This window comes from Pseudidiomarina andamanensis, assembly GCF_009734345.1.
GTDB classification, from domain to species: domain Bacteria; phylum Pseudomonadota; class Gammaproteobacteria; order Enterobacterales; family Alteromonadaceae; genus Pseudidiomarina; species Pseudidiomarina andamanensis.
The window spans coordinates 1,936,612-1,951,170 of record NZ_CP032551.1 but is presented as its reverse complement, the minus strand read 5'-3'; the positions used below and the strand labels follow the sequence as shown (position 1 = coordinate 1,951,170).

Here is a 14,559-nt window from a genome sequence, read left to right as displayed (position 1 = left end):
CATAGCGTGCCATTCGCCGCAATTAGGAATACACGTCCGACCAGCTGTGTCAAACTGACGATGTTTTAGGCAAAGTTAACGCGTTCTGGGAGGGCGAATGCCTCGATTTTTCTTTCTGATAGCACTACTGTTTGGTTTGCTGCTTACCAGTGTTTCAGCGCAAGAAACATCGGTGCCAGCTGTTGACCAGGCTATTGAAGACCGGCTTGATGCGGTGCTTAATGCTGCCAATATAGAAACCTCTCTTGAACAATTAACCGAAATTCGTAACGACCTGACCGATGAAACGCCGGTAATGACGCGTGTACGTACACTTAGTTATATCGCACTCGATCATGCGTATCTTGGTAATCAAAAACAGGCCGCAGAACAAATTGAGGAAGTTCGTCGCATTGCTGAGCGAAGTGGCTTACCTGATGCACGCGCCGAAGTTGAAGCGACTGCGCTATTGATTATAGCAATGCAGGGCAAAATTTCTGAGGCCATGGCGAATATTAATGACGCTTTAATTCCGCTCGAAAAAGCTCAAATTCCACGCGTTAAGTATTTTGTGAATAACTTTGCTGCCTATCTCTATCAACAACGTAGCCAATTTGATCGCGCACTTGAGCACCTCATTTATGCCGCCGATGCAGTTGCCGAAACAGACGATTCTCGAACGCTTATTCGATTACTATCAACCAAGCTGCAAATCGCTAACCTGTATGGTCAGCAAAAAAATTACGACCTCGCCCTCGAGCAACTCGACGATGCAACACGCATTGCGGAAGAGAATAACCTCATGACGGAGTTCGGTGCGAGTATTGCCCTTGAACGCGCCTATATTGAAAGTGATCGAAAAAACTTCGATGTTGCGTTAAGCATTTACAAGCGTTTACGCGATCAACTCAAAGATGACCCAGATAGTGTCAACCAGTACCTCACCGTACTCAACAATATGGGTGACGTCGACATTCGGATTGGCCGTTATGAAGATGCTCGGAAAGTACTACAAGATGCTTATGCCGTTGCCAAATTAAACCCACAGCAATATAACCCCGATGTCATTCAATTCAATTTAGGTTATGTCGATGTGTTTCTTGGTGATGTGGAACAGGGCCTCGCGGCCATGCGAGAGATAGTCGATAACGCTCGTGATTCATGGTCACCAGCTGAGTTTGAAGGACTGTTAGGTGAGTATGCTGAAGCGCTCGTGCACGTTGGCATGCACGATGAAGCCATCGAAGTTTTACTTGAACAACGAGAGTTAAGAGAAGAGGCCTACAAAGGCGATCAGCAAAAAAGCATTGCCGAACTGCAAAACTTATACGATAGCAAAGACAAAGCATTGCAAATTGAGCTGCTGTCGCAAAAGAATGAGCTGAACCAGCAACTGATTGAAAACGAGAGTCAAAAACGCACCATTCTCACGCTGTTTATAGTGGTCGCAATCTTCGCAGTGATTTCAGTTATATTGCTTTATCGTGCTGCACGTCGCAGTAATCGCGAATTAAAAGTAGCGAATAGCCGACTTGCTGAGCAATCGGTTCGCGACCCGCTTACTGGCCTTTTAAATCGTCGCGCTTTGCAAGAGAAGTTAAGAACACCGCATGAAGTTGGTCACGATGCCATGTTATTGCTGGACGTCGACCATTTTAAACGTATAAACGATAATTTAGGTCATGCTGCTGGCGACGATGTGCTTGTTGAGGTTTCAAAACGTCTTCTGCAAGTATCGCGTGAGTCTGACTTGGTCGTACGTTGGGGCGGTGAAGAGTTCCTGATTTATCTAACCAATACCGAGCAAAGCAAACTTCCAGTGATGGCAAAACGAATGCTCGACGTCATTGGGTCGACACCAATTCAATCTGGTGATCGTGAAATTTGGATTACGGCAACGGCCGGCTTTATTAGTTATCCATTTGCGGACTTGCACGAAAATCAAATGGACTGGGAAGAAACGCTTCAGTTGGCTGACATGGTTCTTTATGCAGGTAAAGTTCACGGTCGAAATCAAGCTTGGGGTGTGATGGCACTGAATAAACCGTTCGCCGAAGTACAGACGCTTCTCGAAACTGATTTACCAGGTGCCATTGAGCAAGATGCAATTAGTGTCGAAATTCTTCACGGCCCTGAACAACCTAAGAATGACTCATAAAAAAACCCCGAATACCTAAAGGAATTCGGGGTTTTCATCAGAACTCTCGCTTACTTCAGTTCTTTAATTCCCATGTTCCACAACGTGAAACCATAGATATCAGCGTACTGCTCAATGGTTTTCGATACAGGCGTACCTGCGCCATGGCCTGCGTTGGTCTCAATACGAATGAGCTGCGGATTTGCACCGGCATCCTTCGCTTGAAGCTCAGCCGCAAACTTAAATGAATGCGCTGGAACCACACGGTCATCGTGGTCACCTGTGGTAATTAACGTGGCTGGGTAGTGAACACCTGATTCAACGTTATGCACTGGTGAATAACCATAGAGGTATTCGAACATTTCTTTGCTGTCTTCAGCGGTGCCGTAGTCGTATGCCCAACCAGCGCCAGCCGTGAAGGTGTGGTAACGCAACATATCGAGCACGCCTACAGCAGGCAGTGCCACTTGCATCAAGTCAGGACGTTGCGTCATCACCGCGCCAACCAACAAGCCACCATTTGAACCGCCACGTACGGCTAATTTTCCACTTGAGGTGTAATTTTCCGCAATCAGGTATTCCGCTGCAGCGATGAAATCATCGAACACATTCTGCTTTTGCATTTGCGTGCCAGCATTGTGCCAATCTTTGCCGTACTCACCGCCACCACGAAGGTTAGCAACTGCATACACACCGCCAAGCTCAAGCCACATCGCATTGGTCATGCTAAAGCTTGGCGTCAGACTGATGTTAAAGCCGCCGTAACCATACAAAATGGTTGGGTTAGTACCATCAAGTTCCATACCTTTTTTGTAGGTAATGATCATTGGTACCTTGGTGCCGTCTTTTGAGGTGTAGAACACCTGCTTCGATTCGTAAGCTGTGCTATCAAACTGTGCTTTTGATTCAGCATAAACCGTTGATTCACCAGCATCCGGCTCATACGCATAAATAGTGCCTGGCGTGTTGTAGTTGGTGAACGTGTAATACACCACATCAGCTTCATGTTTGGCACTAAAGCCGCCAACACTACCAACGCCTGGCAATTCAATTTCACGAACTCGCTCGCCGTCGTAGTTGTACTGCTCTACCTTTGCAATCGCATCAACCATGTACTCGGCAAAAATGTACCCAGCACCCGTTGATGGGTTTAACACATGCTGAGTTTCAGCAATGAAGTCTTCCCAGTTTTCTGGCTGCGGATTCGCTGCATCAACAGTGACAACACGCTTATTCGGCGCATTCAAATCCGTAACCAAATAGAGTTTGGTACCCACGTTATCCAATACGTAAGTATCAGAGTCCGTGTGATCAAGAACGGTGACTAACTCGCTTTCTGGGTTCGTTAAGTCTTTAATAAATAATTTATTACCAGAAGTAGAAACTGCCGCACTGATAATCAAATAACGGTCATCTTCGGTCACTTGGCCGCCAACATAACGGTGTTTCTCTGCATCAGTACCGCCAAATACAACCCTGTCATCAGCTTGATCGGTGCCTAACTGATGATAATAAAGTTTGTGCTGATCGGTTTTCGCTGACAGCTCACTGCCCTCAGGCTTGTCATAGCTTGAGTAATAGAATCCTTCGTTGCCGAACCAAGAAATACCACTGAACTTCACATCAACTAACGTTGGTTCAAGCTGTTCTTTCGTTTCAACATCAATAACGATAATTTTACGCCAGTCGCTACCGCCCTCTGAAATAGCATACGCAGCGAGCGAGCCATCTTTTGAAAAACTCAGTGTTGCTAATGAGGTGGTACCGTCTTCGCTGAAGGTATTCGGATCTAAGAATACTTCGGTGTTACCTTCTTCATCAGTACGATACACCACGTACTGGTTCTGTAAGCCGTCATTTTTATAGAAATAGGTATATTTCCCTTCTTTAAACGGTGCGCCAACTTTTTCGTAGTTCCAAAGCTCAGCTAAACGGTCTTTGATCTTATCTCGGTAAGGAATCTGTTCGAGATATTCAAAAGTTACCGCATTTTGCGCAGTTACCCACGCTTCGGTTTCGGCCGAACGATCGTCCTCTAACCAGCGATACGGGTCGGCTACGACGGTTCCAAAGTATTCATCGGTGACGTTACCGCGTACAGTCATTGGATAGCTAATTTTTGCATCCACTGCGGTCTCCGTATGTGTTTCTTGTTGTGGCGAACAGGCGCTTAATAATGCAACGCCAGCCACAGCTGCTAAATATTTCATGTGTGGTTTAACTCCCTTCGTTATTATTTTTAACTCAGCGCTGGATGCGTATTTGCGAACCATGGCTGATTATTCATGCCTAGTAAAAACTGTTGTAAATTTGGGTAATCGGCAATATTGATGCGCTCTCGAAATTGTGCCCAACTTAGAAAGCATGCGAGCCGTAATTGACCATCACTGTAGGCTTCTTGTTGCGGCCAATCGCGCTGATCGAGCTCTTTCAAAATGGTATGAATTCGATCGTGCTGTCGCTGCAGATATGGGCTGCTATCGGTGGTTATGTTATCACGCTCTAATAAAAATAAATTCACCGTGGCATCAAGTGCCGTATTTGCGAGACAAAATAAGTCAAAATCCGCAACATCGTCACAGAACGGCTGTTGATGACGCTCACGCAAATAACGCAAAATTGCTGCTGAGTCGGTCAGTTGAACGTCGTCGTCGTGTAAAAAAGGAACACGCTGAGTTGGCGACTGCTGCGCACTTTGCGCGTAATCGGTTGGAATAAATTCAAAATTGTCATTGTTTTGGGCCAACACAATACGGCAGTGACGCACATATGGTGAGGTATAACTACCAAATAACTTCATAAAGCCCCCTAAAAAACGTTAAGCTATGCCTTCATTCTGCTTGAGATTACCAAAATGAAACGTGGAATACAGTATTTACTCAAAGGCCTCACCATTCTACTCCCATTAGTGGTGACAATAGCACTGGTTCATTGGTTTTTAGTGACTATTGAGTCTTGGTTACGTCCTATTTGGGAGGCTATTCTTGGCACCAAATATTATTTTCCAGGTTTAGCCTTTTTAAGCTTTGTGGTGCTGGCGATAATTATCGGTTTTAGTGCGCGTTGGCGTTTCATTAGTAAGCTATGGGAGCTGCCTGGCAATCTAATGCAACGCATGCCAGTGTTACGTAGCTTGTACGGCACCATTACCGATGTGTTTGATTTGATGTCGGGCAAAAGCTTTTCAGATGAATCGGTGGTACTCGTTACTCTGCCCGGTGCTGACGTTAAATTAATTGGTATCGTCACAAAAAAACCTGGCCAAAAAGATGATCGCCTGTCGGCGATGCTAGACGATGATCACATCGCTGTATTTTTACCGATGAGCTACAACGTCGGTGGTTATATGCTAATTGTGCCGCGTGATAGCGTTGAAGCGCTTGATATGTCGCCAGCTGACGCAATGCAACTCACTATCAGTGGCGGGCTTGGTAAAAATCGGCAAGTTTCAGAAGACAACGACTAACGGAGTATCCATGTCTTACCTTCCATGTGTAGAAATTGAACCACAACCGCCAGCTACTCACGCGATAATCTGGTTGCATGGCCTTGGTGCCGACGGCAATGATTTTGCACCTTTGGTACCGCACTTAACGCCACCAGTAGCGGTTCGATTTATTTTCCCACATGCACCACAAATACCAGTGACCATTAACGGTGGTATGCGCATGCCGGCTTGGTATGACATTCTGAGTATGTCGCTTGGTCGTGAAGTTGATGAGCAGCAACTTCGCGATTCCGCAGCAGCTGTGCATCAACTCATTGAACGTGAGATTGAACGCGGTATTCCGGCGGAAAATATTTTGTTGGCGGGATTCTCGCAAGGCGGTGCTGTTGCTTATGAAGCGGCATTAACCTATCCGAAGCACTTACGTGGCTTATTAGCGCTCTCAACCTATCTAGCAACGCATCAAAGCATCACACCGCATGCCGCGAACAACGACATTCCAATTTTGGTGCAACATGGGTCGCAAGATCCGGTGGTGCCAGAAGCACTCGGACAACATGCGTATCAGTGGTTAAAACAGCATGGCTACAACGCAGAATATCAAACGTTCACGATGCAACATCAGGTATGTGGCGAGCAGGTGCAAGCCATTAATGCGTGGTTACAAAAGGTTCTCGCTTAGTCAGCGAGAACCTGTAGTTTTTCAGCCCATTGCGCGACCCAAGTCAAAGCGGTGTCGCGATTTGAGGTACGAATATTGACATGACCAACTTTACGGCCTGGACGCGGCTCTTTGTTGTACCAATGGCAATCGGTATCTGCATGATGCCATAAGCCTGCAGGAATTTGGTCGGCGCCAATCACGTTAATCATCAGTGTTGGCTCTAAACGTAATAATGGCAATGGCATACCAGTTAGTGCGCGAATATGTAAGTCGAACTGGCTACTATTCGCTCCTGTCATTGTCCAATGACCCGAATTGTGCACTCGCGGTGCAATCTCATTCACTAACAACTGCGCATCGTCGCCTTCGCCCACCACAAAGAATTCAATCGCTAAAACACCAACATAATGCAGTGCATCTGTGAGCTTACGGAAACAATCTTCAGCTAGGCTTTGTAGCCGCTCATCAACTATGTCAATAGCACCTAAGCTATAACTTAAAATGCCTCGGTCGTGTACGTTGGTAATCAACGGGTAACAGCAAATACTGCCGTCTTTGCTACGCGCGCCAACCAACGACACTTCACGTTGAAACGGAATCATATGCTCGGCAATACCTGGTGCCTGGCCCGCTTGTTGAGCTAAATCAATCGGGTTGTCGGCCATTCGAAAACGCCATTGACCTTTGCCATCGTAGCCACCGCGAGCAGTCTTCAACACCAATGGCTGTTCTGCTTGATTGAGAATTTTCTCAAGTTCATCGGCATTGTTATAGGTTTGCCAAGGCGAGGTTGGCACACGGCAATCATCAAACAATTTCTTTTCTGCACGACGGTCGGTAAGACTCTTAATTCGCGCTGGATCCATCAGAAACTTATCGTGAGCGGCAGCTAAAATATCCGCTGGAATATCTTCGTGTTCCCAACTCACAACATCCGCCCATTCAATGGCGTCGGATAGCGATAACTGCAAGTCAATTTGCGCCGAAAGTGGTTTAACGGTGTTGCTGCGGGTACTAAATAATAGGCATTCGTGACCATGACTAATGGCACTTGCGCCCAGCATTTGTCCTAATTGACCATCACCGATAAACAATATTTTCATGATTCAGGCAGCTCCAGTTTCGGGCCATTCATCACTTTCTCGCGTTGTTGCTCGCGGAATGCGTGCACACGTTGACGAACATTTGCATCAAATGAACCAATAATTTGTGCCGCTAATAAGCCTGCGTTTGCAGCGCCAGCAGGCCCAACTGCTAAGGTACCAACCGCGACACCTTTTGGCATTTGTACAATTGACAGCAAGCTGTCTAAGCCTTTCAGCTGTTTGCTTGGTACTGGTACACCTAACACTGGAATTGCGGTGAATGCGGCGAGCATACCAGGTAAGTGTGCAGCGCCGCCGGCGCCGGCAATAACTACCGGAACACCATCTTGTTCAGCTTGTTCCATGGTGGTTTTCAATAAATCTGGGGTGCGGTGCGCAGACACAACTTCGGCGCGCCATTCAACGCCGAGGTCTTTCAGCATTTGTGCCGCATGTTGCATGACGGGCCAGTCAGACTGCGAGCCCATTAAGATCAAGACAGGTGCCATGTGGTGCTCCGTTTTTCAAAGGAGCGAATTGTAGCTAGGAGAAGCGATAGGTGCAAATTTATTGCGCAATTCTCAAGCGATTACGACCCTGGCTCTTGGCTTTATCCATTGCCGCATCAGCGCGCTCCAGCCATTGCCCCCAATCTTGGCCTTTGCGCCATTCGGCGACACCAGCGCTCGCGGTTACTGTGGTCATCATACTTTTTACGGCAAATGGTTCATGGCGCAGGTTATCAAGCATCTCACCGGTTAACTCGGCAGCTTGCTTCAATGGCGTATTCGGAAAAATAATCAAGAACTCGGCACCACCATAGCGCACCATGACATCGTTCTTTCGACAAACTCGGGCTAATCGCGATGCTGTCTCCTTCAATACTGCATCGCCGAACATGTAGCCAAACTTATCATTGACGTTCTTAAACGAGTCGAGATCAAGCAACATGGCACTGACCGGCTGCTGATTTCTCTTCGCGCGATCTAATTCAGTTTGCATCATGTTTGCTACATAATCACGGCGATAAAAGCCAGTTAATGGGTCTGTTGCATATAACTTTGACAAATTACGCTGCATATAGCTCATCATGACGAGGAATACTGCACCTACTCCGATTAATACCAGCATAGAAAGCGCAATTCGCCATGCGTATTCAAACGGCAGAAATTGATACATCACTGCGGCAAACAATGCGTAAATCAACATGATCACGAGCACAAAAATGGTGCGGTCAAACATGAAGAACACCATAGCTAACACCGGATACATCCAATAAACGCCCATCATGCCGGATGACTTCATCGAGACACTGACGAGGGTGCCGAGCGCACAAATAAATAAGAAGTTAATCCACTGCGGCGCCAGCTCATTGCGGTAAATAACGCCGGTAAGAATAAATGCCAAAGCCACACTTATCAGAGCGCCCGACTCTAACCATCTAGCATCAGTCGCCAGCACTCCAGCAAGCACTAAAATCACGATGCCAACGCCAAAATAAATTGTACGCATCGCAACTAAGCGAAATTGTTGCCATAAATTTAGTGATAATGCGGGAGTGGCTGCTGTTGAATTCATGAATTTCCGTTCTCAATTAAGCTGTTGGGGTATAACTTTCTGCTTTGCACACTTGATTGCGACCTTTGCGCTTTGCTTCAAGTAAAGCAGTATCTGCGGTATTTATCCATTCTGCCCATGTTTGTTCGGCACGCAATTGCGCAACCCCTAAGCTAACAGTCAAGTGAGCCTGCGCATCTTTACCTTCAAACGGCGTGTTCTCAACTGCACGTCGCAATTTTTCCGCAACTTTTACTGCTTCTCCGAGTTCCGTTTCCGGCATAACCACCAGAAATTCTTCACCACCCACTCGGAACAATTGATCATTGACTCTCAAACTCGCCTTTAACCTAGCAGCGAGTTGCTTCAGCATCTGGTCACCAAACAAATGCCCATGTTTATCATTGAGAAGTTTAAAGTGGTCAAGATCGAGCATTATTAGACTCGCGGCGCGGTGATAGCGACGAAAGTTATGAATCAATTGACTCAGGACATTGTTGAGTCGATGGCGATTTTGAAGACCTGTGAGTGTATCGGTGATCACTAGCTGATGTAGTAATTTCTGCATTCGCCCAAGCATCACCACAAAAACGCTACCGAGTACCAGGATAACCAGCAGTGATGCACTAATTCGCCAACCATCGCTAACTGGCATATACATCAGGGCAGCTGTACTCATAACCATTGTGACTGCTGACGCCAACGCAATGGCAAAGCCATCACGGAACATAAAGAAACTTGCAACCAACAGCGGATAAGCCCAATACACGCCAATGGTGCCATTGTTACGAATAGAAGCAAAACAAATGGAGGTAAGCAGCATCATGAAAATGACACGCCAAAAATCGGGAATTCGTTTTTCCCGATAAGAATAGGCAATCACAGCCAAAACGATTGCGGCGGCGAACATGATCACGGCTTGTAAATAGTTTGCCAGCCAGATCTGTGCGCCAGCTAACAAAAACTGAGTAGCAGCTCCCGCCCACACGATATTGCGCGTGACTTTATTGCGAAAACTTTGCAGCAGCATGTCTGCTGATTGGTTGGGCATGGCCAGCGTCCTTGTGACTTACCTTGGTGAATTGCCTGACAGTGGTCAAAGTATCGCCAAGTATTAGGAATAGCAATAACTTTGCGGCATAATTAATTTAATTCGAATCAAAGGAGTTGTCATTATGCTCATGAAAGCAGATCAGAGCGTACTCGTTATTGTTGATGCACAAGAAAAACTTGCCCCGGTTATCCATCAGCGCGATCAACTCATTGCTCGTATGCGCTGGCTCGGTGAAATCGCCAATGAGTTAGATGTACCTGTGGTTGTGACTGAGCAATATCCAAAGGGATTAGGAATTAGCGTTGATGACCTTTCTGGGGTCATTGAAAACGCCCAAGTTATCGAGAAAATGCATTTTAGTGCGGTGCAGGAGCCAAATTTTATTAATGCCATAAACGAAATCAACCGTTCGCAAGTGGTGTTGATGGGCATGGAAACCCACGTCTGTATATTACAAACCGCGCTTGACTTAATTGCCGATGATTATCAAGTATTTGTGGTAGAAGATGCCGTCGGCTCGCGTCGTGATAGTGACAAACAAACCGCACTGAAACGTATGCGCCAAGAGGGCGTGGTAATTATTTCATCGGAAATGGCTGCTTATGAATGGCTTCATCGCTCAGGAACTGACCAGTTCAGACATATCACAAAAAACTGGATTCGCGGCTAAACCCCTTATTGTCATTAATAAATCTTTAATTGACAGGGTGTAGGATCGGCGTATACTGGCGGTCGCTAGAAAAATTCGGCTGTCTAATTGTGGCCTGTTACGAAGTCAATTGCTGTACCTCGTTTTGTAAGTCCTCAAGTAATACACGTAATTTTTATTAGCAATACCCTAGATTTTCACATGCACTACGAGGAATCACAGCATGTCTACAGTAACTGGTAAAGTAAAATTCTTTAACGAAGCTAAAGGTTTCGGTTTCATCGAGCAAGAGCAAGGCGCAGACGTATTCGTACATTTCTCTGCTATCCAATCAGACGGTTTCAAAACCTTAGCTGAAGGCCAAACTGTTCAGTTCACTATTGAGCAAGGTCCTAAAGGCCCACAGGCTTCTAACGTAGTTCCTATGTAATTACGTTTCTTCTAGCGAAGAATTCCAAAAAGCCGCTCAATCGAGCGGCTTTTTTTGTGCCTGAGTTTGATAACTGTACCAACCGGTTTTAAATTGAGCTTTGGTCGCCGATATCCGTGCTTCCCTTAAGCCTTTTTCTAAAACACGTCGCGCTTGCTGGGTTTCACCCTGCGCAACCAGTACACGAGCTTGCCCCCAATACGCTTCATGAACATAAGGCGCCTGCTTCGCTGCCTTACGATACATCATCATGGCTGTATCAAGTTGATTTTGCGTGAACGCTACATCACCCAAGGCTATCCACGTATACGGGTTCGCTTCCGGAATGGATTGAATACGTTGTTCCAGTAGTGCTACCAAATCATGGCGCTGCTGGCGTTTAGCAAGCGATTGATAGTTATGTAAGACATTCAAATTATCAGGGTTTAGTCGCAGCGCATAACGAAACAGTTGCTCGGCAGTAAGTACGTCCTCTCTACGACCATGTAACAACCCCAAAAGATTAAGTACTTCACTGTCATTCGGTGTGTACTTGAGTGCTTCAGTTGCATAGGCGTATGCATCATCCACCAATCCATCCACCATCAGTTCTGCCGCTCGGTTACGATAATACAGAGCCAAAAATTCAGTATCAGTGATCATTTCAGCATTTTGCGACGCTGACGAAGGGAAATAGTCAACCACCACCCAAGCTCGTTTCAACAGCGTTTTATCATCACTTTCGTTGAAAGTGTCGAGTGGCTTGTATAGCCGAGCACGGACATGATCTGAAACAAGTACAATATTATTATTTCGGTCAAATACCGGCGCATTGGTGACGCGTTGGAATTTAATTTCGACACCAGCAACGTCAGCTAAGCTCTTGGTAAGAATAGCTAACGCCATGCAGTTACCGGCACTTAAGGCAAACGCTTCGCTCGCGGTATAGGTTTTTTCTTTGTAGTTAAATCCGAAGGTTATGTCGTGCAGATAGACGCTGATGCGCTCGTGCTCAGGTAAATCGCTGAGTCGGCCATTAAAATCGAGTAAAAAGTCTTGCTGCTGCGACGACGTTAACACAAACAGTTGATGCGCTGAGACAACGGACTGTTGAGGCTGGAGGAATAAGTCATTATTTAAGCTCGGCATGTGTGCTTGCAGCCGCGCCTGTGTCAGAGCATTTGTTGGAGACTGACTGGCGCAGCCAAATAATACGACAATTGAGATTGTCGCAAGTAAGGTATTTGCTAGCTTCATGGTAACCTCCGCTAGCAACTGGCTATCGTCTCGAGTTAATCGGTTTCAGTAGGCGACTTTTTCGGTTGCTCTTTCTGCTGCTCTTTCTGACGACGTTCAGCTGCTTCCTGTTCTGCTTTAAGGAAGTCCATATCGTCCAAATCAACATCCGGTATTTCTTCACACACATTACCGCCAAGTTGATTCACTGCGCAACACAAATCGCTCACTTTTTGGTCTAGCAAATGCACGTGGTCAAGCATACGACCAATCGCCGTAGCAACCGGATCTGGGTTGTCCGCAGAAATCGCATACGCATCAAAGCCATATTGCTTTGCAATTTCTTGCCGACGTTTAGTGACTTCAGAAGTCTCCGCCGTAGCCGCACTTCGAGCCACTCGAGCGGGAATACCAACGACAGTCGCTTCGGCCGGAACGTCTTTTACCACAACAGCATTGGAGCCAATACGCGCATTTTCACCAATGACTAGCGGGCCGAGAACTTTCGCGCCAGCGCCAATCACCACCCCATTTTTGAGAGTTGGATGACGCTTACCTTGATTCCAGCTTGTACCACCAAGCGTGACCCCATGATAAATGGTTACATCGTCGCCGATTTCTGCGGTTTCACCAATCACTACGCCCATACCATGATCAATGAAAAAGCGGCGTCCGATTTTCGCGCCCGGATGAATTTCGACACCTGTTAACCAACGGGAGATAGTGGAGACAAAACGCGCGAGCCAATACCAACGCCACGTCCACAGTTTGTGGCTAAAGCGATGCCACCAGATAGCATGAAGTCCGGGGTAAGTTGTGAGTACTTCGAAAGCATTTCGTGCCGCAGGATCACGGGCAAAAACACTTTGGATATCTTCTCGTACGCGTTTGAACATGCAATGTACTGCCTAATCGGTGTCGTTAAGTGCGGCATTATACCAAGATTTAGCCATGGTTGCGTCAGTTCACTCAGTTTAAGCGGTTAATTGCTGACCACTTCATTGACCACTTTAGTCATAACTCGCTACTGTGATGACTATAGCAAAAATAAAGCGAGGTAAATCACATGCGGAAATTATTAGCAGTATCTATAGCTCTTGGCTTGGCTTCAACCGCCCATGCCGACACGCTTATTTACGCGGGTACACTCATTGACGGTACTCAAGCCAACCCGAAATCAGAAATGACCGTTGTCATTGATGAGGGAATCATCCAAGCGATTGAAAGCGGTTTTAAACAGCCACAAGAAGGCGACGTGGTGATTGATCGTCGTACTGGTACGGTGATGCCTGGTTTCATCGACATGCATACCCACCTCACTTCTCAGTTGGGCCCCGGCAGCTATATGAACAAATTTACCAAAGGGGCACCAGACGTCACTTTGGATGCTGTTAATTACGCGCGTAAGACGCTCATGGCAGGTTTCACTACCGTTCGTGATTTAGGTGATTCCTATAATGCCAGTATCGCACTGCGTAACGCGGTGAATGCCGGCAAAGTGATTGGTCCTCGTATTTACACTGCAGGTAAATCGCTTGCAACTACCGGTGGGCATGCTGACCCAACTAACGGTGCTCATGGCGGCTTGTACGAAACACCAACTCCGGCAGAGGGCGTGTTGAACGGGCCTTATGAGGCTAGACAAGCGGTTCGAGCTCGCTATCAAGACGGTTCAGACTTGATCAAATTAACGGTTACGGGTGGCGTATTAAGTGTTGCGAAAAGCGGACATAACCCTCAGTTCATGATGGATGAACTTGAAGCTGTGGTAAAAACAGCACGTGATTACGAAATGAAAGTCACGGTTCACGCACATGGCAAAGAAGGCATGCTGCGTGCCATTGAAGCCGGTGTTGATTCTATCGAGCACGGTACTTACATGGACGAGGAAGTGATGCGCGCGATGAAGAAAAAAGGCGTGTATTACGTACCAACCATTACGGCTGGTCGCTCGGTTGCCGAGCGGGCAAAAATAGATGGGTTCTTCCCAGAACTTGTTCGGCCTAAAGCTGCAGCGATTGGTCCAAAAATTCAAAGTACGTTTGCTGAAGCGTACAAAGCTGGTGTGAAAATTGCTTTTGGTACTGACGCTGGGGTGTACGATCACGGCGAAAACTATCGCGAGTTTATCTACATGGTTGAAGCAGGTATGCCGCCACTGGTAGCAATTCGAAGCGCTACCGCTGAAGCATCAAAATTATTAGGCGTATCGGATATCGGTACCATTGAAGTTGGCAAACGAGCTGATGTGGTAGCGGTACAGGGAAATCCCTTGAACGACATTTCCCTGCTCAGCAACATCAATTTGGTTGTGAAAGACGGTACTGTTTACAAACAGTAA

At 46.7% G+C, this 14,559-nt stretch carries 14 protein-coding genes; 6 read left to right on the top strand and 8 right to left on the bottom strand.

Going from position 1 to position 14,559, the window contains the following annotated elements; translation table 11 throughout:
- Nucleotides 1-97: 97 nt before the first annotated feature.
- Nucleotides 98-2,137: a tetratricopeptide repeat-containing diguanylate cyclase gene (locus D3795_RS09275; RefSeq protein ID WP_156268168.1), complete on the top strand. Its 2,040-nt coding sequence runs from the start codon at nt 98-100 to the stop codon at nt 2,135-2,137.
- A gap of 50 nt (nt 2,138-2,187) precedes the next feature.
- Here D3795_RS09275 and D3795_RS09270 read toward each other — a convergent pair whose 3' ends face one another.
- Both D3795_RS09270 and D3795_RS09265 read right to left on the bottom strand, forming a co-directional pair.
- Nucleotides 2,188-4,326 carry a prolyl oligopeptidase family serine peptidase gene (locus D3795_RS09270; protein ID WP_156268166.1) on the bottom strand — a complete coding sequence of 713 codons (2,139 nt, stop codon included), beginning with the start codon at nt 4,324-4,326 and terminating at the stop codon, nt 2,188-2,190.
- A gap of 29 nt (nt 4,327-4,355) precedes the next feature.
- The gene (locus D3795_RS09265) at nt 4,356-4,916 is read right to left on the bottom strand and encodes a glutathione S-transferase family protein (RefSeq protein ID WP_156268164.1); all 561 of its coding nucleotides are present in this window, start codon (nt 4,914-4,916) and stop codon (nt 4,356-4,358) included.
- A 54-nt stretch (nt 4,917-4,970) separates the two neighbouring features.
- On the opposite strand from D3795_RS09265, the gene D3795_RS09260 reads away from it, so the two are divergent.
- Together D3795_RS09260 and D3795_RS09255 are read left to right on the top strand one after the other, a co-directional pair.
- The gene (locus D3795_RS09260; protein ID WP_156268162.1) at nt 4,971-5,582 is read left to right on the top strand and encodes a DUF502 domain-containing protein; all 612 of its coding nucleotides are present in this window, start codon (nt 4,971-4,973) and stop codon (nt 5,580-5,582) included.
- Nucleotides 5,583-5,592: 10 nt separating this feature from the next.
- A complete protein-coding gene (locus D3795_RS09255; protein ID WP_156268160.1) occupies nt 5,593-6,246 on the top strand; it encodes an alpha/beta hydrolase in 654 nt (217 codons plus the stop codon).
- Here the strand turns inward: D3795_RS09255 and D3795_RS09250 are convergent.
- The 4 genes from D3795_RS09250 to D3795_RS09235 are packed head-to-tail and all read right to left on the bottom strand — an operon-like array spanning nt 6,243 to nt 9,921.
- Entirely contained in the window at nt 6,243-7,331 is a 1,089-nt protein-coding gene (locus tag D3795_RS09250; RefSeq protein ID WP_156268158.1) for a 5-(carboxyamino)imidazole ribonucleotide synthase, read from the bottom strand. The two genes, D3795_RS09255 and D3795_RS09250, sit on opposite strands and share 4 nt — an antisense overlap.
- Nucleotides 7,328-7,822, bottom strand: a complete 495-nt coding sequence (gene purE, locus D3795_RS09245; protein ID WP_092857937.1) for a 5-(carboxyamino)imidazole ribonucleotide mutase — start codon at nt 7,820-7,822, stop codon at nt 7,328-7,330. Before purE ends, D3795_RS09250 begins: the two co-directional genes overlap by 4 nt.
- Nucleotides 7,823-7,880: 58 nt before the next feature.
- Nucleotides 7,881-8,891, bottom strand: a complete 1,011-nt coding sequence (locus tag D3795_RS09240; protein ID WP_156268156.1) for a GGDEF domain-containing protein — start codon at nt 8,889-8,891, stop codon at nt 7,881-7,883.
- A 16-nt stretch (nt 8,892-8,907) separates the two neighbouring features.
- Entirely contained in the window at nt 8,908-9,921 is a 1,014-nt protein-coding gene (locus D3795_RS09235; protein WP_156268154.1) for a GGDEF domain-containing protein, read from the bottom strand.
- 130 nt (nt 9,922-10,051) lie between these two features.
- Between D3795_RS09235 and D3795_RS09230 the strand changes: the two genes are divergently transcribed.
- Both D3795_RS09230 and D3795_RS09225 read left to right on the top strand, forming a co-directional pair.
- On the top strand, nt 10,052-10,594 hold the full coding sequence (locus tag D3795_RS09230) for a hydrolase (RefSeq protein ID WP_310942417.1): 543 nt from the start codon (nt 10,052-10,054) through the stop codon (nt 10,592-10,594).
- A 202-nt stretch (nt 10,595-10,796) separates the two neighbouring features.
- On the top strand, nt 10,797-11,003 hold the full coding sequence (locus tag D3795_RS09225) for a cold-shock protein (RefSeq protein WP_055439451.1): 207 nt from the start codon (nt 10,797-10,799) through the stop codon (nt 11,001-11,003).
- Between the two features lie 36 nt (nt 11,004-11,039).
- Here the strand turns inward: D3795_RS09225 and D3795_RS09220 are convergent, their stop codons facing one another.
- Together D3795_RS09220 and cysE are read right to left on the bottom strand one after the other, a co-directional pair.
- The gene (locus D3795_RS09220; RefSeq protein WP_156268150.1) at nt 11,040-12,239 is read right to left on the bottom strand and encodes a tetratricopeptide repeat protein; all 1,200 of its coding nucleotides are present in this window, start codon (nt 12,237-12,239) and stop codon (nt 11,040-11,042) included.
- A gap of 35 nt (nt 12,240-12,274) precedes the next feature.
- On the bottom strand, nt 12,275-13,114 hold the full coding sequence (gene cysE, locus D3795_RS09215) for a serine O-acetyltransferase (RefSeq protein ID WP_156268148.1): 840 nt from the start codon (nt 13,112-13,114) through the stop codon (nt 12,275-12,277).
- A 170-nt stretch (nt 13,115-13,284) separates the two neighbouring features.
- Here cysE and D3795_RS09210 point away from each other — a divergent pair, with 170 nt between their 5' ends.
- On the top strand, nt 13,285-14,559 hold the full coding sequence (locus D3795_RS09210; RefSeq protein WP_156268146.1) for a metal-dependent hydrolase family protein: 1,275 nt from the start codon (nt 13,285-13,287) through the stop codon (nt 14,557-14,559).

Coding starts and splice junctions, on each gene's coding strand:
- D3795_RS09275 (WP_156268168.1), top strand. CDS start 98: ATGCCTCGATTTTTCTTTCTGATAGCACTACTGTTTGGTTTGCTGCTT.
- D3795_RS09270 (WP_156268166.1), bottom strand. CDS start 4,326: ATGAAATATTTAGCAGCTGTGGCTGGCGTTGCATTATTAAGCGCCTGT.
- D3795_RS09265 (WP_156268164.1), bottom strand. CDS start 4,916: ATGAAGTTATTTGGTAGTTATACCTCACCATATGTGCGTCACTGCCGT.
- D3795_RS09260 (WP_156268162.1), top strand. CDS start 4,971: ATGAAACGTGGAATACAGTATTTACTCAAAGGCCTCACCATTCTACTC.
- D3795_RS09255 (WP_156268160.1), top strand. CDS start 5,593: ATGTCTTACCTTCCATGTGTAGAAATTGAACCACAACCGCCAGCTACT.
- D3795_RS09250 (WP_156268158.1), bottom strand. CDS start 7,331: ATGAAAATATTGTTTATCGGTGATGGTCAATTAGGACAAATGCTGGGC.
- purE (WP_092857937.1), bottom strand. CDS start 7,822: ATGGCACCTGTCTTGATCTTAATGGGCTCGCAGTCTGACTGGCCCGTC.
- D3795_RS09240 (WP_156268156.1), bottom strand. CDS start 8,891: ATGAATTCAACAGCAGCCACTCCCGCATTATCACTAAATTTATGGCAA.
- D3795_RS09235 (WP_156268154.1), bottom strand. CDS start 9,921: ATGCCCAACCAATCAGCAGACATGCTGCTGCAAAGTTTTCGCAATAAA.
- D3795_RS09230 (WP_310942417.1), top strand. CDS start 10,052: ATGAAAGCAGATCAGAGCGTACTCGTTATTGTTGATGCACAAGAAAAA.
- D3795_RS09225 (WP_055439451.1), top strand. CDS start 10,797: ATGTCTACAGTAACTGGTAAAGTAAAATTCTTTAACGAAGCTAAAGGT.
- D3795_RS09220 (WP_156268150.1), bottom strand. CDS start 12,239: ATGAAGCTAGCAAATACCTTACTTGCGACAATCTCAATTGTCGTATTA.
- cysE (WP_156268148.1), bottom strand. CDS start 13,114: ATGTTCAAACGCGTACGAGAAGATATCCAAAGTGTTTTTGCCCGTGAT.
- D3795_RS09210 (WP_156268146.1), top strand. CDS start 13,285: ATGCGGAAATTATTAGCAGTATCTATAGCTCTTGGCTTGGCTTCAACC.